Below are 17,074 nucleotides of genomic sequence, written 5' to 3'. Positions count from 1 at the left end.
CAGCACCTCGATATGACCCAGGAAGCGTGAGATGGCGAACTCTGACCAGAAACTTGTCGACGCGCTCCGGGCCTCGCTGAAGGAGACCGAACGTCTCCGCGCGCAGAACCGGAAGCTGTCGGCGACCTTGCGGGAGCCGATCGCGATCGTGTCGATGAGCTGCCGGTATCCGGGTGGCATCTCGTCGCCCGAGGACCTGTGGCGGGTGGTTTCCGACGGGGTCGACGCGGTGTCCGCCTTCCCCGAGGACCGCGGCTGGGATGTCGAGCGGATCTTCGACCCGGAGATGATCCGGCCGAACACCACCTACACCAACCAGGGTGGCTTCCTGCACGACGCGGCGCTGTTCGACCCCGCGTTCTTCGGGATCTCACCGCGGGAGGCGCTGGTCATCGACCCGCAGCAGCGGCTGCTGCTGGAGGCCTCGTGGGAGGCGCTGGAGCGCGCGGGCATCGACCCCGCGACGCTCAAGGGCAGCTCGACGGGCGTGTTCGCCGGGATGATGTATCACGACTACGCGGCCAACGCGAACACCGGATCCATTGCGTCGGGCCGGGTTTCGTACACGCTGGGCCTCGAAGGCCCGTCCGTCACCGTCGACACCGCGTGCTCCAGCTCTTTGGTCGCGCTGCACTGGGCGATCCAGGCGCTGCGGACGGGCGAGTGCGGGCTCGCGCTCGTCGGCGGCGTCGCGGTGATGGGCACGCCGGAGACGTTCGTCGAGTTCAGCAAGCAGCGCGGGCTGGCGAAGGACGGGCGCTGCAAGTCGTTCGCGGGCGCCACCGACGGCACCGGCTGGGGTGAAGGCGTCGGCATGCTGGTCATCGAGCGGCTGTCCGACGCGCGCGCCAACGGGCACCCGGTGCTCGCCGTGGTCAAGGGATCCGCGATCAACCAGGACGGCGCGTCCAACGGCCTGACCGCGCCGAACGGGCCGTCGCAGCGCCGCGTGATCAAGGCGGCGCTGGCCAACGCGCAGCTCACGCCCGAGCAGGTCGACCTCGTCGAGGCGCACGGCACCGGCACGACCTTGGGTGACCCGATCGAGGCGCAGGCGCTGCTCGCGACGTACGGCCAGGGGCGGGAAAAGCCGCTGTGGCTGGGCTCGATCAAGTCGAACATGGGCCACACACAGGCGGCCGCCGGGGTCAGCGGGATCATCAAGATGGTCATGGCGTTGCAGCACGAGACCATGCCGATGACCCTGCACGTCGACGAGCCGACGCCGAAGGTGGACTGGTCGGCTGGCAACGTCAAGCTGCTGACGGAATCGCGGGCGTGGCCTTCGACCGGGCAGCCGCGCCGGGCCGGGGTTTCGTCGTTCGGCATCAGCGGGACCAACGCGCACATCATCATCGAAGAGGCGCCCACTGCCGAAGCTGTCGAAGAAGAGGTCAAGCCACTTCCGGCGGTGCCTTTGGTGCTCTCGGCCAAGAGCCCGGAAGCTCTGCCCGCACAGGCCGCGCGCCTGCGTGAGTACCTGGTCGCGAATCCCTCAGTGTCCCTTTTGGACGTCGCGTCTTCGCTGGTGACCACTCGCGCCACCTGGGCACACCGCGCGGTCGTCGTCGGCGCCGACCGTGACGAACTCCTGCGCGGCCTCGCCGAGGTCGGCCCCGCGACCAAGATCAGCGGCTCGACCGCGTTCCTGTTCACCGGCCAGGGCGCCCAGCGCCTGGGGATGGGGCGGGATTTAGCGGGCTTTATCCCGGTCTTCGCGGAGGCGCTGGACGCCGTGCTCGCGGAGCTGGACAAGCACCTCGACCGGCCGTTGCGTGACGTCATCTGGGGTTCCGACGAGGACTTGCTCGCCCAGACCGTCTACACGCAGACGGGCCTGTTCGCGATCGAGGTCGCGCTGTACCGGCTCGTCGAGTCGCTCGGGCTCAAGCCGGACTACCTCGCCGGGCACTCGATCGGCGAGCTGGCCGCGGCGCATGTCGCCGGGGTCTTGTCCTTGGAGGATGCCGCGAAGCTCGTCGCGGCGCGTGGCCGTCTCATGCAGGCGCTGCCGACCGGCGGCGCGATGATCGCCATCCAGGCCACCGAAGAAGAGATCAAGCCGCTGCTGAACGAGGCCGTGAGCATCGCGGCGATCAACGGCCCGCGCTCGGTCGTCGTGTCCGGCGACGAGAAGGCCGCCATCGAGATCCAGGACGACTTCGCCGGGCGCAAGAGCACGCGGCTCAAGGTGTCGCACGCGTTCCACTCGCCGCTGATGGAGCCGATACTCGACGAGTTCCGCAAGATCGCTTCCAGTCTGACGTACCACGCGCCCAAGATCCCCGTGGTGTCCAATGTGACCGGTGAGGTGGCGCAGTTCTCCGCTGACTACTGGGTCCGCCATGTCCGCGACGCCGTGCGCTTCGCCGACGGGATCAAGTTCCTGTCCGGCAAGGGGGTCACGCGGTTCTTCGAACTCGGCCCGGACGGGGTGCTCACCGGCATGGCCCAGCAGTCGGTCGACGACGCCGTGCTCGTACCCGCGCTGCGCAAGAACCGCGACGAGGTCGCGACCCTCCTCAATGGACTCGGTCAGCTCCATGTGTCGGGTCTTTCGCCGCAGTGGAAGACGCTGTTCGATGGCCGCGGCGCCAAACGCGTCGACCTGCCGACTTATGCGTTCCAAAGGCAGCGTTTCTGGCTGGACTACAAGGACTACCTTGGCGACTCGTGGATCAGCACTGGGGGAGGGGACGTCTCGTCCGCCGGGCTCGACTCGGCCGGGCACCCGCTGCTCGGCGCGGTCGTGCCGTCGCCGGATTCCGAGGCCGTGGTGTTCACCGGGCGGCTGTCGGTGCAGACGCATCCGTGGCTGGCCGATCACGTCGTTGGCGGCTCGATCTTCTTGCCGGGCACCGGTTTCGTCGAACTCGCCATCGCGGCGGGTGACCAGGTCGGCTGCTCGGTGCTCGCGGACCTCACGTTGCAGGCGCCGTTGATCCTGCCCGAGAGGGGCGGCGTCTCGCTGCAGGTCGTCGTCGGCGCGCCCGGCGATGACGGCGCGCGGTCCGTCGATATCTACTCGCGCGGCGACGACCCCGACCTCCCCTGGACCGCGCACGGCACCGGCACGCTCTCGCCGGATGCCGCCGCGCCTGGGTTCGACTTGACCTCGTGGCCGCCCGCAGGCGCCGAGATCGAGGTCGAGGAGCTTTACGACGGCCTGGCCGACGCCGGTCTCGTCTACGGCCCGGTCTTCCAGGGACTGCGTGCCGCTTGGAAGTCCGGCGACGAGATCTTCGCCGAAGTGCAGCTGCCCGAGGACGTCGACACGTCCGGGTTCGGCCTGCACCCGGCGGTGCTCGATGCCTGCCTGCACGCCGTCGCGCTCGCCGGAGTCACCGGCGACCAGGCGGCGCTCCCGTTCTCGTGGACCCGTGTGGCCTTGCACGCTGCCGGGGCGTCAAGCCTGCGGGTCCACGTCAAACCCAGTGGTGACAGCGCGGTCACGCTGACCGTCGCGGACGCCACCGGCGCACCGGTGGCCTCGGTGGATTCCCTGGTGCTGCGGGCGATCCCCGCGGGCGCCGGGCCCGCCGGGTTCCACGACTCGCTGTTCGGCGTCGCCTGGACGCCGTTCACCGGGCTCGGTGAGCAGCCGGACGTCCACGTCCTGCGCACCGAGCGCGGCACCACGGCCGAGTCCGTGCACGCCGCCGCGCACCACGCGCTCGAAGCGGTGCGGTTCTGGCTGGCCGATCCCGGGTCCGCGCAGAGCACGCTGCTGGTGGTCACCCAGGGCGCGGTCGCGCTGCCCGGCGAAAACCTCTGCGACTTGGCGGGCGCGGCGGTGTGGGGCCTGGTGAAGGCGGCCCAGTCCGAGAACCCGGACCGGATCGTGCTCGCCGACGTCGAGGCGACCGTGACCGAGACCGACCTCGTGGCCATCGCGGGCTCCGGCGAGCCGCAGGTGGTGCTGCGCGGCGGGATCATGCACGCGGCCCGCCTGGTCAAGGTGCCGGTGGCCGAGGACGCCACGCCGGCGACGGTGTTCGGCGGGACGACGCTCATCACGGGTGCGGCGGGCACCCTCGGGCGGCTGGTCGCCAAGCACCTCGTCACCGAGCATGGCGTCAAGCACCTGGTGCTCACCAGCCGTCGCGGCGCGGCGGCTTCGGGTATCCCGGAGCTGGTTTCGGAGCTTACGGAATTGGGCGCCCAGGTGGACGTCGCCGCCTGCGACGCTGCCGACCGTGACGCGGTTTCCGCGCTGTTGCAAGGTATTCCGGACCTCAAGGGCGTGGTGCACGTCGCGGGCGTGCTCGACGACGGTGTGCTGTCGTCGCTGACGCCCGAGCGCGTCTCGAAGGTGTTCCGGCCGAAGGTCGACGCGGCGCTGACGTTGCACGAGCTGACCCGCGACCTCGACCTGTCGGCGTTCGTGCTGTTCTCGTCGGCCGCCGGCGTGTTCGGCAACGCGGGCCAGGGCAACTACGCGGCGGCGAACAGCTTCCTCGACGCGCTCGCCGAGCACCGGCGCGCGCAGGGCCTGGCCGCGCAGTCGCTCGCGTGGGGCCTGTGGGCCGAGGAAGACGCGAGCGGCATGGCGAGCGAGCTGAGCGAAGCCGACGTCGCGCGCATCACGCGCACGGGCGCCTCCGGCATCACGCCGGCGGAAGGCCTCGCGCTGCTGGACACCGCGTCCACTGTGGACCTCGGGGTGATCGTCCCGATGAAGCTGGACGTCAAGGCGCTGCAGGGCGTCGACGTCCCGCATCTCCTGCGCGGGCTCGTGCGCGCGCCGTCCCGTCGCGCGGCCAAGACGGACTCGGGCGCCGTTCGCCGTCGTCTGGCCTCTTTGGACAGTGGTGAGCAGGAGAGTGCCGTGCGCGAGCTGGTCCTCACGCACGCCGCGGCCGTGCTCGGCCACACCGACGCGGCGGCGGTCGACCCGGAACGCGACTTCCTCGAGTCCGGCTTCGACTCGCTCACCGCGATGGAGTTGCGCAACAGCCTCAACTCCGCGATCGGCCTGTCGCTGCCGGCGATGGTCGTGTTCGACAACAAGAACCCGGCCGAACTGGCCCGCTACGTGATCGCCCAATTAGGACAGTCGGAAACTCCGGCGGCCGAGGAATCCACCGAGACGCTGGGCGACCTGTTCCGCCAGGCGACGTTGACCGGAGCGATGCAGAAGGGTCTCACCCTGATGCGCGCGGCGGCCGACATCCGCCCGTCGTTCGCCTCCGCCGCGGATCTCGAAGCCCTGCCGTCACCGGTGCGGCTCGCAGAAGGACCTGCTCGTCCTCGCCTGATCTGCCTGGCGACGCCGATGGTCACCGGCGGCACGCACCAGCACTCCAGGCTCGTCCAGAACTTCAACGGCGAGCTGCACGTGAGCGCGCTGCCGACCCCCGGCTTCGCCAAGGGCGACCCGTTGCCGTCCACCTGCGACGCCGTCGGCGAGGTGCTCGCGAAGAGCGTCCTCGCGGCAGCCGAGGGTGACCCGTTCGTCCTGCTGGGCTACTCCTCGGGCGGCCTGCTGGCCTCGATCACGGCCTCGTACCTGGAAAAGCTGGGCACCCCGGCCGCGGGCGTCGTGCTGATCGACACCTACACGGTCAGCGAGGAGGGCGGCGGCGAACAGTCCGGCTTCTTCGAGCAGCTCGCGATCGGCCTGCTGGACAAGGAATCCTCGTTCGGCCAGTTCGACGCGGCCCGGTTGACGGGAATGAGCCGCTACATGGACCTCATCCCGAACTTCCACCTCGGCAAGCTCGAGTCCCCGGCCCTGTTCGTCCGCGCCCGCGACTCGTTCCTCCCCGACCCGGACTCCGACGAGTGGCGCGCCATGCCCTGGGACCCCTCGCACACCGACGTCACCACGGCGGGCACCCACTTCACCATCGTCGAGGACGACGCCGCCACCACGGCCGCCGTCATCCGCGACTGGTGGACCGCCACCTTCGACTGACGCCCTGGGCCTCGTGAGTGTTCCGGCCGGTTAGAACCGGCCGCAACACTCACGACCCCGACCTCTCGGGGCAGTGGCCATGGGCGAGGGGTTCCCCTGCTGCACCCAACGCAGCAGGGGAACCCCTCGCCCACGGCACGAAAGGCCAGCGCGAGTGGTAACTCTGCTCCGTTAGATGCAGCAGAGTTACCACTCGCACGCGCACCACCACCCAAGTCTGATCGCGCAGCGAGGGTGCCCCCGAGTGCTTACTACGCACCCAACGGCCCCCTCACTTCACCGCGAACGCGCACACCAGCCAGCCCAGAACACGCTATGGCTGGCTTGCCCCAGTTCGCGTTGATGAGGGGAGCCTTCATCCAGCTATGCGGGATGAAGGCTCCCCTCATCAACCCGCCCCTGTATGAAGGCTCCCCTCATACAGGGGCGAGTGCCCTTTGCGCCGCCCAACGCAGCAAAGGGCGCTCACCGCTCCGAACGACCGGGGTCGTGAGTGTTGCGGCCGGTTAGAACCGGCCGTACCACTCACGATACGGTCGGCGCCCGCGTCAGAGGCGGGCGGCTTGGGGGATGACGTCTGTGCCGAAGCGGGCGAGGATGGCGGGGTCGGGGAGGCCAGGGACGGCGCCGATGACGGCGTCGACGCCGAGGCCCGCCAGGCGCTCCAGTTCGGCGAGCAGGAGGTCGGTCTTCGCGCCGTTGTCGCCTATGTCCAGTATGTGATAGACGGTCTTGGTGATCTCGCCGTAGTCGCGGCCGAGGTCGTCGCAGTGCGCCCGGAGCACGGTCAGCTTGCGCTCCAGCTCGGGCGTGTTGAACAAATTGCACGCCTGGCCGTATTTCGCCACGAGGCGTAATGTCTTCCGCTCGCCGCTGCCGCCGACCATGATCGCCGGATGCGGGCGGCTCAGCACCTGCGGCGCGTTGAACAAGCGGTCCGCGGTGACGTGTTTTCCGGTGAATCCACCATTGTCGTCGGACCACATTTGCAAGACGAAGCGCAGGACCTCCTCGAGTAGTTCGAACCTTTCCGCTTGGGACGGGAAGGTGAATCCGAGCCCGCTGGCTTCCTCTTCGTTCCAGCCGGTGCCGATGCCGAGTACCGCGCGCCCTCCGGAAAGCACGTCGAGGGTCGTCACGATCTTCGCCAGCAGGCCGGGTGGGCGGTAGAGCGCGCCGGTCATCATGGCCATCAGCTTGGCGCGTTTCGTATGCGCGGCAAGGAAACCGAGCGTGGTGTACGACTCGAGCATGTCGTCGGCGCCCGGCGGGACGACCGGGTTGCGGTGGTAGGAGTCTTCCGGGATCTGGAAGAAATGATCCATCACCGCGATGTATTCGAAGTGCGCGTCATCCGCCGCGGCGACCACGGCGGCGAGGTCCGCGCCCAGTGCGGTGGGTCCGTTCGGCCAGGTGTACCAGGGAATTTGCAGCCCAAGTTCCATGTCTTGACCATAAACGAGCGTTTACTCACCCTCCGAACAGCGGAAAGAAGACTTCGTCAGAATCTTTCAAAAAGTGCAATCAATGCGCGATTCGTTGACATTTTCAGGAATCGGCTCCCGCTGAACGGGGCCCGCACGGGCTGTGACGACGGGAAAACGGACGTGTGATCGGACTGTCCGGGATAGGGGCGCATAGGGGGTTTCACGCGACGCTGTTTCCATTAGCGTCGGACCCAGCGGCGAAGGTCAGTACGCGTGAGGTGGGTGGCAGATGACTCTGGCTCCGAGTGTCAAGGGGACCGTGCCCTTCGGTGAGTACGAGACCTGGTACCGGGTCACCGGGGACCTGGGTTCCGGCAAGCCCGCGCTCGTCTTCGTGCACGGCGGGCCCGGCAGCACGCACGACTATCTCCTCAACGCCACGGAGCTTTCCGAACTCGGCAACCCGGTCGTGCACTACGACCAGCTCGGCAACGGCGGGTCGACCCACCTGCCGGACAAGGGCGCCGACTTCTGGACCGTCGACCTGTTCGCCCAGGAGCTCGACAACCTCCTGCGCCAGCTGGGCATCCAGGACAACTACGTGCTGTACGGCCAATCCTGGGGCGGACTGCTCGTGGCCGACCACGCCGCGAAGCAGCCGCAGGGGCTCAAAGGCCTCGTGATCGCGAACGCGCCGGCGTCGTACCCGTTGTGGCTGCAGGAGATGAAGGTGCTGCGCGACCAGCTTCCGCCCGGCAACAACGAGATCCTGCTCAAGCACGAGGCCGAAGGCACCACCACGAGTGACGCCTACTTCGAGGCGATGCAGCCCTTCTACGAGAAGCACGTCTGCCGTCTCAAGCCGTGGCCCCGCGACTTCATGGCGTCGTTCTACGAGATGTACAACGACCCCACCGTTTACTACTCGATGAACGGCCCGAGCGAGTTCCATGTCGTCGGCACGTTGAAGGATTGGGGCGTGATCGAAGGCCTGGCCGCCATCGAGGTTCCGACCCTGCTGATCTCTGGCCGCCACGACGAAGCCACCCCGGTGACCGTGCAGCCGTACGCCGACCTGATCCCGGATGTCAGCTGGGAGATCTTCGAGGAGTCGAGCCACATGCCACACCTTGAGGAACCCGAGCTGTTCATCCAGGTCATGAGCACTTACCTGAAGAGCCTCGGCTGATTCGCCGGCACCCCAGAGGTGTCGGCTAGGGGTTCTCGCGGGCAGGGCTCGGACCGCAGACTGAACCTGTTTTTCCAGCAGGGGAACCGAGCGCCACTCGCGAAGGGGTTAGCAGGACTATGGGAACCGAGGTCGGTACCGGCAGCGCGATAGTTTTCCCGGGCATGGGCCCGTCGCGTTTCGAGGACGTCGCCAAGTTCATGGTGATCAACCCCTTCGCGCGGAAACTCGTCGCGCTGGCCGATGAGCGGCTCGGCTACTCACTGGTCGATCGGTACCGCGAAACGGAAGGCGACTACTCGGAGTACGCCCAGGTCGCGTTTTTGGTCAACTGCCTGGCTTTGGCGCAGTGGTCGGAGGCGACGCTGGGCCTGAAACCCGACGTCTGCGTCGGCCCGAGCTTCGGCGGCAAGGCCGCGGCGGTGTACTCCGGCGCGCTTTCGTTCACCGACGGCGTCTGGATGACCCAGCAGATCGCCCGGTGCCTCGACGACTTCTTCGCCAAGGAACTCACCGACATCGTCACGCTGTCCTTCGCTCGCACGCCCGAGGACAAGCTCAAGGAAGTCTTGGCGGAGCTGGAAAGCCGGGGCTACTGGCACGAGATCTCGTGCACGGTCGACCACGACTTCCAGATGCTGTGCATCAGCGAGCACAAGATCGACGAGCTCAAGGATCTCATCCGGGCCGCGGGCGGCATGCCGATGTATCTGATGCGCCCGCCCATGCACTCCACCGCTTTCGGCGCGCTGCGCGAAAAAGCGGAGGCCGAGATCATCTCGAAGCTCGAGTTCGGTGAGCTCGTCGTCCCGGTGATCGCCGACCAGGACGGCACGCTGCTCACCAGTGGCGAGCAGGTCAAGAAGATGCTGCTCGACGGCTTCGACACCCCGGTCAACTGGCTGGACGTGGTCTCCGCGCTGCAGGCGCGTGACATCAAGAAGCTGTACGTGTCCGGCCAGGACGGGTTGTTCGGCCGGGTCGCGGTCACCACCAAGAACTTCGACGTCGTCGCGGTCAATCCGCGGCTGGCCATGCAGCCCCGCCGCCGGGGCACGGCCGCGTAGCCATCGTGGCCGCTCCCGCTCGCCTAGCCACGGCTGGCCCCAACGCAAAACGGCCCTTCCGGATCTCCGCGATCCGGAAGGGCGAGTTGGATTATGGGCGTTACGCCGGCTGCATCTTCTTCACGGTGCTCCAGAGCACCGAGGGCGAAGTGAAGGTCTCCATGCTCAGCGCGTCGTCGACGAACCGGACGTCGTACAGCGCCTCCAGCTGTGCGAGCAGTTCGACGGTGCCGAGCGAGTCGAGGCCGAAGTCACGCAGGGCGAGGTCGGCGTCGAGTGCTTCCTCTGGCGGGAGAAACGGCAGGTATCGGCGAAGAAGCTCTTCGAACTGCTCGTCCCACATGGCTGCTCCAGTCTTTCAGATCCGCGGGTTTTCACTGCTTAGGATGGCGACGCTATTGCACCCGCGCAGGTGAGAACAACCCGTACCAACCCCTGTTCGTCACGCCGACGGCGCTGAGAATGTATCTCTCCGACGCCCCGTTGTTCCTCTTCTGAAGGGGGCTCGCGGGTGTTGCCCGAGTAGGAGGAAAAAATGACACAGGCCCTCTACGAAAGGTTCCTGCGCGGGCTCGCGGTGTCACCCGACGCGCCCGCGCTGCGCCTCGCGACGGAGACGGTCACGTACGCGCGCGCACACGAGACCGCCTTGCTGTGGGCGGGATCCCTGCTCGCCGCCGACCAGACGCCGCGCGTGATCGGTGTGCTGGCAGGAAAAGGCTTCGAGTCGTACGTCGGGATTCTCGCCGGGCTGTACACCGGCGCGACCGTCGTCCCGCTGCACCCCGACTTCCCGGTGGTGCGCACGCGCCGCATGTTAGACCTGTCCGGCGTCGCCGCGATCATCGTCGACGCCAAGGGTTTGGCGTCGCTGCCCGACATCTACGGCGACGAACTCGACATCCCGGTCTTCGCGCCGGGCGCCGACATCGATGGCAGGTTCACGGCCATCGAGGCGAACCCGGCGCACGCGCTGACCGAGCCGAAGCCGGTTCAGCCGAGCGACACCGCGTACATGCTTTTCACCTCCGGTTCCACCGGGCGGCCGAAAGGCGTGCCGATCAGTCACGGCAGCACGCATCACTATTTCGAACTTCTCGACCGGCGGTACGACTTCGCCGCGTCCGACGTATTCTCGCAGACTTTCGATTTGAACTTCGACTGCGCGATGTTCGATCTTTTCTGCGCGTGGGGCGCCGGCGCGAGCGTGCAGTACATCCCGCCTGCCGCCTACCGGGACATCCCGGCCTTCCTCGCGGAACACGACGTCACCGTGTGGTTCTCGACGCCCAGCGCCATAGGCCTTATCCGAAAGATGGGCGGACTTGACAAAGATTCCATGCCAGGACTGCGCTGGAGCTTCTTCGCGGGTGAAGCCTTGCGGATGACCGACACGGCGGACTGGCAGCAGGCGGCCAGCGCGTCGACGGTCGAGAACCTGTACGGGCCAACGGAACTGACCGTCACCGTCACCGGCCACCGCTGGGACCCCGCGACCTCGCCGTCGCAGGGCATCAACGGGCTGGTGCCGATCGGGGAGATCCACGAAGGCCACGAATACGTCCTCGTCACACCCGACGACGGTTTCTCCGACGTGGAAGGAGAACTCTGCATCACCGGCCCGCAGATGACCGCGGGCTACCTCGACCCGGAGGACAACAAGGGGCGCTTTCTCGAACATGACGGAAAAACCTGGTACCGCACGGGTGACCGGGTTAGGAAGCTCGACGGCGGGGTACTGGTCTACCTGGGCAGGCTGGACGCCCAGGTGCAAGTACAAGGCTGGCGAGTGGAATTGGCCGAAATCGAGCACGCGCTCCGTGAATGCGCCGGAGTCGAGGACGCCGTCACGGTGACACGTTCCGCTGACGGCACGACCGAATTGGTCGTCTTCTACACGGGTGAGGTGACCTCTCCGGTGGTACTGGCGAAGCAGCTGCGGACCATTCTTCCGGTCGGCATGCTGCCGAGGCAGTACCAGCACGTCGGGGAGTTCCCGCTCAACTCGAATCGCAAAGTGGACCGCCCAACCCTCGCGACCAGGGCAAACGACATGCTCGCCGTCGCGGGTAGCAAGGGGTGACGCACAGCGCGTGACAATTCACGCGCTGAGCGGCGCCCTCGGGGGGACCCCTGTTAGGGGAGCCTAGGGGTATGACGAACGTATGTATCTAGGTAGCCTCTTTTCAGGGCCGAGAACCCGGTAGCTGTTTCACAACACCGATGGCCTGGATTTCTTCCTCGAACATGGAGAGCGGCTGTGGATACGTACGCTAACGACATCAACGGTCTTTCCGAGCTGCTGCCGAACGGTGGCGAGCTCATTCACAACCTGTTGGACGAGGCCGTAGCCGAGTACCCGACCTCGAGCGCCGTCCGTGACGCGAAAGGCGTCTGGACCTACACCGAACTGGACGAGGTCAGCAAGGCGTTCTCCGCCTGGTTGCAGGAGCGTGGCGTCAAGCCCGGCGACCGCGTCATGGCGCAGCTGCCGAGCGAGCGCGAACTGGCCGCCTACTTCATCGGCGCCTCCCGCGCCGGCGCCATCTTCGTGCCGCTGCACCCGAACATGAAGACCTACCACATCAAGTCGGTGCTGCAGAACTCCGAGCCGGTGCTGGCGATCACCGTCGGCGCGCAGGTCGGCAAGATCGCCGAGCTGACCTCGATCCCGGTGCTCGACATCACCGAGGTCTTCCCCGAGGTGCTCGACCTGGTCGGCAAGCCGGAGATGACCCCGGAGCGGGAGATCAGCCCCGAAGACGTCGCCGTGCTCATCTACACCTCGGGTTCGACCGCGGCTCCGAAGGCGGTAATCCTTCCGCACCGCCAGGTTTGCTTCGCCTCGCGCTCGCTGCAGGCCGACCTGGGCTACAGCCACGACGATGTCGTCTTCTGCCGCTTCCCGCTCTCGTGGGACTACGGCCTGTACAAGGTGCTGCTGGCGATCCTCGGCCGCTCCGAGATCGTGCTGGCGGGCGAAGAGTCGGATCTGGTGCTGCTGAAGAGAATGCGCGAAGTCGGTGCGACCATCGTGCCGATCGTGCCCTCGCTGGCCACCATGATCGCCACGCTCGCCCAGCGCGACCACGAGAACCTGCCGCCGATCCGCATCTTCTCCAACACCGGCGCCGCGCTGCCCGCGCCGACGATCGCCGCGCTGCGCGAGGCGTTCCCCGGTGTCAAGGTGGTCCGCCAGTTCGGCCAGACCGAGTGCAAGCGCATCTCGATCATGCCGCCGAGCGAGGACGGCCAGCGCCTCGATTCGGTCGGGCGTCCGTTGCGGGGCACCAAGGTCTTCATCATGGACGAGGACGGCAACAAGCTTCCGGTCGGCGAGGTCGGCGAGATCGTCGCCGAGGGGCCGCACGTCATGCCCGGCTACTGGAACAACCCGGAGCAGACCGCGCGCGCCTTCCGCACCGACCCCGACGGCGTCACCCGGCTGCACACCGGCGACTACGGCAGCATGGACGCCGACGGCTACCTCTACTTCGAGGGCCGCCGCGACGACATGTTCAAGCGCAAGGGCGTCCGGATGTCGACCATCGAGATCGAGGCCGCCGCGATGGACATCCCCGGTGTCCGCGTCGCCGCCGCGATCCCGCCCGCGGCAGGCCGCGACCTGACCATCTTCGTGGAGAGCGAGCTCGGCTCGCACGTCGTGCTCCGCGAGCTGGCCCAGCGTCTCGAGCCGGCCAAGGTCCCCGCCGTCTGCAAGGTCGTCGCGGACTTCCCGCTGACGCTGCACGGCAAGAACTCGCGCCAGACACTGGTCGAGCTGCTGGAAGGGACCGCGAAGTGACCCGATTCCATGAGCTGGCCGAGAAGTTCGGCACGCCGACCTACGTCTACGACCTCAACGAGGTCCAAGCCGCACGCGACGAACTGCTCGCCGCGCTGCCTGAAGAGTTCAAACTGTTCTACGCGTTGAAGGCGAACCCGCACCCGGAACTCGTCCGGGCGCTGCGGGAGGGCTCGGGGGGCAGGCTCCACCCCGAGATCAGCTCAACCGGTGAACTGGCCGCCGGTCTCGCCGCCGGATACTCCGGAGAGGACTTCCTCTACACCGGACCGGCGAAGACCTACGGTGAGCTTCACGAAGCCATCAGCAAGGGTGTCCGCAAGTTCTCGACCGACTCGGTCACCGACGTCCAGCGCGTCGCGGCCGTCGCGAAGGAACTGGGCGCTGTCGCCGAGATCCTGTTGCGGGTCAACAGTTCCACGGCGAGCGCGTCGACGGGCATCCGCATGACCGGCACCCCCTCGCAGTTCGGTTTCGACGCCGAGGTGCTGCCGGAGGTCATGCCTGAGCTGCGGGCGATCGAGGACGTCGAGCTCACGGGGTTCCACTTCTTCCCGCTGAGCAACGCGAAGGACGAGGAAAGCCTGATCGCCGAGTTCCAGGGCACCATCGCTCTGGCGGCGCAGTTGCAGGCGGACCTCGGTCTGGAGCTCAAGTTCCTCGACATCGGGGGCGGCTTCACCAGCCCCTACGGCGTTCCGGGCGTGCGGGGGCATTACCCCAAGCTCCGGGACGAACTGGCCAACGCGCTCGACACGCATTTCCCGAACTGGCGGACGAACGGTCCCCAGCTCGCCTGTGAGTCGGGCCGGTTCCTGATCGGCGCCAGCGGCACGCTGCTGGCGAGCGTCAGCAACGTCAAGGTCAGCCGCGGCCGCAAGTTCGTCATTCTCGACACCGGGATCAACGCCTTCGGTGGCATGTCGGGGCTCGGCAGGTTGCTGCCGGTCGCGGTCGCCGTCGAAACCGGAGAGAAGACCGAACGCGCGAGCCTGGCCGGACCGCTGTGCACCCCGGGCGACCTGCTCGGCCGAGAGATCGAGGTCCCGATCTACGAGCCGGGCGACACGGTCGTCATCCCGAACGTCGGTGCCTACGGTCCCACCGCCAGCCTGTTGATGTTCCTCGGACGGCCCGCCCCGACCGAGGTCATCGTCCGCGGAGACGAAGTGGTTTCCGTATCCCGTATTGAGCACGAACGTTCGTACCAGGTGGGTTCCGCGGCGCAATAACCATTTATGGATATTGCGCCAGGAAATTCACAGCCTGGGTGAATCGTGCCGTGTAGTCGAGCTTATCCCGCCTGAGTGAGAGTATTCGGAGCACACCATGACCAGCATGCTGAACAAGAACTCGACGGTGACCTACCTGCCGGGCTGCAGCCCATTCGACGCCCCGCAGGTCGCAGAGAAGGAAACCGTCGTGGTGACCAGTGTCGCGTCGGATTCGCACACCTGGAACCTGGTTTACCTGCAGTTGCTGATCGAGGAGCTCGGCTATGAGGTCGTGAACCTGGGTCCGTGCGTGCCGGACGAGCTGATGGTTTCGGAATGCCGCGACATCGACCCGGCGATGGTCGTCATCTCCAGTGTCAACGGCCACGGCTACCAGGACGGCATGCGCGTGGTCGGCCAGCTCCGCGAGGCGCTGGGCGACACCCCGATGGTCATCGGTGGCAAGCTGGGCATCGCCGCGGGCGGTGACACGAGCTTCCTCGACGAGCTGCTCGAAGCCGGCTTCGACGACGTGTTCGAAGACGGTGTCCGCGGTGTCGAGGAGTTCAAGGCGTTCGTCGCGTCGATCCCGGCACGCACGGCTCGCCGCACCGCCACCGTCACCCCGCTGCGGAGGGTTGCATGATCACGGTCGTCCCGGACGAGGGCTCCGAACTGGCGGAGACGCCGGTCGATTTCGGAGCCTTCGTCCGCAAGATGGGCGGGGCCGCCTCCGGCGGCCTCGTCGTCCAGCCGCGCATGGGCATCAGCGCCCCGGAAGAGATGCGCGCCGGACTCATGGCCACCAAGGCGGCCAACGCCACCACGGTGGGCACCATCACGCTCGACAGCTACACCCGGGTCGGCAACCTCAAGGCCGCCGACACGGCGCTCCGTGAAGGGATCGGGCTCAACGGCTACCCGATCGTCAACCATCCCCGCAAGGTCACGCGGCACGTGCTCGCCGGCACGTGGGGCCAGGATTTCCCGGTGCAGATCCGGCACGGATCGGCGACCCCGCGCGACATCTTCTCGGCGATGATGGCGCTGCGCTTGAACGCGACCGAGGGCGGTCCGGTGTCGTACTGCCTGCCGTACGGGCGCACCCCGCTGGCCGACTCGATGCGCAACTGGGAGGAGTGCAGCGACCTGTTCGCGCAGCTACGCGAGATCGGCGTGGAGCCGCATCTGGAGTCGTTCGGCGGCTGCATGATGGGCCAGCTGTGCCCACCGAGCCAGCTCATCGCGATGGCCGTGCTCGAGGCGATGTTCTTTTATCAGCATGGTCTGCGGTCCATTTCCGTGAGCTACGCGCAGCAGACCAACATGGTGCAGGACATCGAAGGTGTTTTCGCCTTGCGCCGGCTTTGCCACGAGCTGGTCCCCACCGAAAATGTCCATGTGGTGATTTATGCCTACATGGGAGTATATCCGACAACGGAGGACGGTGCCTACCGTCTATTGGGACAAGCAGCTGAACTCGGGGTAACGTGCGGCGCCGAGCGCATCATCGTGAAAACGAAAGCCGAGTCGAAGCGCATTCCCGTGGTCGCCGAAAACGTCGAGGCACTCGAATACGCGAGCGGCGTCGCCGCCCGCACCAAATCACCCGCGGTCGGCTATTACGGCGAGGACACCGAGACCTACCTCGAGGCCAAGGCCATCGTCGACGCGGTGCTGAACTTGGACGCCGACGTCGGCCACGCGCTGCTCCTCGCGTTCAAGTACGGCTACATGGACATCCCGTACTGCGTGCACCCGGACAACATGGGCCGCACCCGCAGCTACATCGACGAGCGCGGCTGGCTCCGGTGGTCGGAGATCGGCTCGCTGCCACTCGGGAAGCTGGTGTCACGCCGGATCTCCAAGAAGGCCACCTCCACCGACCTCCTGCGCGACCTGCAGTACGTGCGCGGCGAATTCGACTGCGCCTCGTGGGCGCCCGGGGAGCTCTGGGCGGACCGCGTGGGCGGCTAGCCCGGATTTCGGTTTCGCGCCGGGCTGCTCGGGGTGGCCCGGCTGGGTTTTGTCTTGGCTGCTTTGTCTTGGCTGACTTTGGCTTCGTCAACGCTGGAGATCACGGAAAGGAGGCGGGACGTCCCGCTGACCGGCTTCGCCCGGTCTGGCTTCTCCAGGCGGTAGTCCATGGGGTCGTGCGCGTTGCGGGCGGTTAGAACCGCCCGCAACGCGCACGACCCCGCTTGGCTTGCGCATCCGGGGTCGTGAGTGGCACGGCCGGTTAGAACCGGCCGCGGCACTCACGACCCCCGTAAGCCCCAGAGTCGCTAGACGTTTGTACGTACAGGAAGCATGATCCGGCGCCCGCTGTTCGCCCCGCTGGTCCGCCCTGGTTTTTGGGTGGTCGCTTAGGGGGCGGTAGGGGTGTGGCTGGGTTCTTTTTCGGCCGTACGGTGCCGTTACTGGCGAAGGCTGATTCCTGTCCGCAAGAACGGTT

9 protein-coding genes and 1 pseudogene are annotated in these 17,074 nt (G+C 67.1%); 8 read left to right on the top strand and 2 right to left on the bottom strand.

Translation table 11 applies throughout. The features are described 5' to 3' along the window. Positions 1 to 40: 40 nt before the first annotated feature. Positions 41 to 5,917 (top strand): annotated as a pseudogene (locus BLV57_RS30950) (SDR family NAD(P)-dependent oxidoreductase); the annotation flags it as partial. A 548-nt stretch (positions 5,918 to 6,465) separates the two neighbouring features. On the opposite strand, the gene BLV57_RS30945 reads toward BLV57_RS30950, so the two are convergent. Further along, on the bottom strand, positions 6,466 to 7,362 hold the full coding sequence (locus tag BLV57_RS30945; protein ID WP_091294767.1) for a TIGR03560 family F420-dependent LLM class oxidoreductase: 897 nt from the start codon (positions 7,360 to 7,362) through the stop codon (positions 6,466 to 6,468). A 271-nt stretch (positions 7,363 to 7,633) separates the two neighbouring features. Here BLV57_RS30945 and BLV57_RS30940 point away from each other — a divergent pair, with 271 nt between their 5' ends. Both BLV57_RS30940 and BLV57_RS30935 read left to right on the top strand, forming a co-directional pair. Next, the gene (locus tag BLV57_RS30940) at positions 7,634 to 8,533 is read left to right on the top strand and encodes a proline iminopeptidase-family hydrolase (RefSeq protein WP_091294765.1); all 900 of its coding nucleotides are present in this window, start codon (positions 7,634 to 7,636) and stop codon (positions 8,531 to 8,533) included. A 164-nt stretch (positions 8,534 to 8,697) separates the two neighbouring features. Beyond that, complete coding sequence (locus BLV57_RS30935; protein ID WP_245757586.1) at positions 8,698 to 9,600, top strand: ACP S-malonyltransferase; 903 nt, start codon at positions 8,698 to 8,700, stop codon at positions 9,598 to 9,600. A 100-nt stretch (positions 9,601 to 9,700) separates the two neighbouring features. Here the strand turns inward: BLV57_RS30935 and BLV57_RS30930 are convergent, their stop codons facing one another. Next, a complete protein-coding gene (locus BLV57_RS30930; protein ID WP_091294762.1) occupies positions 9,701 to 9,943 on the bottom strand; it encodes a phosphopantetheine-binding protein in 243 nt (80 codons plus the stop codon). A gap of 192 nt (positions 9,944 to 10,135) precedes the next feature. Between BLV57_RS30930 and BLV57_RS30925 the strand changes: the two genes are divergently transcribed. The 5 genes from BLV57_RS30925 to BLV57_RS30905 all read left to right on the top strand — a co-directional run bounded on the left by BLV57_RS30925 (position 10,136) and on the right by BLV57_RS30905 (position 16,596). Beyond that, positions 10,136 to 11,683, top strand: a complete 1,548-nt coding sequence (locus BLV57_RS30925; protein ID WP_091294760.1) for an AMP-binding protein — start codon at positions 10,136 to 10,138, stop codon at positions 11,681 to 11,683. Positions 11,684 to 11,860: 177 nt separating this feature from the next. Beyond that, on the top strand, positions 11,861 to 13,405 hold the full coding sequence (locus BLV57_RS30920) for an AMP-binding protein (RefSeq protein ID WP_245757585.1): 1,545 nt from the start codon (positions 11,861 to 11,863) through the stop codon (positions 13,403 to 13,405). Continuing rightward, positions 13,402 to 14,637 (top strand): type III PLP-dependent enzyme domain-containing protein, encoded by a 1,236-nt coding sequence (locus BLV57_RS30915; RefSeq protein WP_091294758.1) that lies wholly within the window; start codon positions 13,402 to 13,404, stop codon positions 14,635 to 14,637. The genes BLV57_RS30920 and BLV57_RS30915 overlap by 4 nt, the downstream gene beginning before the upstream one ends. 97 nt (positions 14,638 to 14,734) lie before the next feature. Further along, on the top strand, positions 14,735 to 15,265 hold the full coding sequence (locus tag BLV57_RS30910) for a cobalamin B12-binding domain-containing protein (RefSeq protein WP_245757584.1): 531 nt from the start codon (positions 14,735 to 14,737) through the stop codon (positions 15,263 to 15,265). Beyond that, entirely contained in the window at positions 15,262 to 16,596 is a 1,335-nt protein-coding gene (locus tag BLV57_RS30905) for a methylaspartate mutase (RefSeq protein WP_091294756.1), read from the top strand. The genes BLV57_RS30910 and BLV57_RS30905 overlap by 4 nt, the downstream gene beginning before the upstream one ends. Positions 16,597 to 17,074 lie beyond the last annotated feature (478 nt).

It is taken from the genome of Amycolatopsis xylanica (assembly GCF_900107045.1).
GTDB lineage: Bacteria > Actinomycetota > Actinomycetes > Mycobacteriales > Pseudonocardiaceae > Amycolatopsis > Amycolatopsis xylanica.
Note: the sequence above shows the minus strand (reverse complement) of the source record. Positions and strands in the feature narration are given on the sequence as shown.

Coding starts and splice junctions, on each gene's coding strand:
- BLV57_RS30945 (WP_091294767.1), bottom strand. CDS start 7,362: ATGGAACTTGGGCTGCAAATTCCCTGGTACACCTGGCCGAACGGACCC.
- BLV57_RS30940 (WP_091294765.1), top strand. CDS start 7,634: ATGACTCTGGCTCCGAGTGTCAAGGGGACCGTGCCCTTCGGTGAGTAC.
- BLV57_RS30935 (WP_245757586.1), top strand. CDS start 8,698: ATGGGCCCGTCGCGTTTCGAGGACGTCGCCAAGTTCATGGTGATCAAC.
- BLV57_RS30930 (WP_091294762.1), bottom strand. CDS start 9,943: ATGTGGGACGAGCAGTTCGAAGAGCTTCTTCGCCGATACCTGCCGTTT.
- BLV57_RS30925 (WP_091294760.1), top strand. CDS start 10,136: ATGACACAGGCCCTCTACGAAAGGTTCCTGCGCGGGCTCGCGGTGTCA.
- BLV57_RS30910 (WP_245757584.1), top strand. CDS start 14,735: ATGACCAGCATGCTGAACAAGAACTCGACGGTGACCTACCTGCCGGGC.
- BLV57_RS30905 (WP_091294756.1), top strand. CDS start 15,262: ATGATCACGGTCGTCCCGGACGAGGGCTCCGAACTGGCGGAGACGCCG.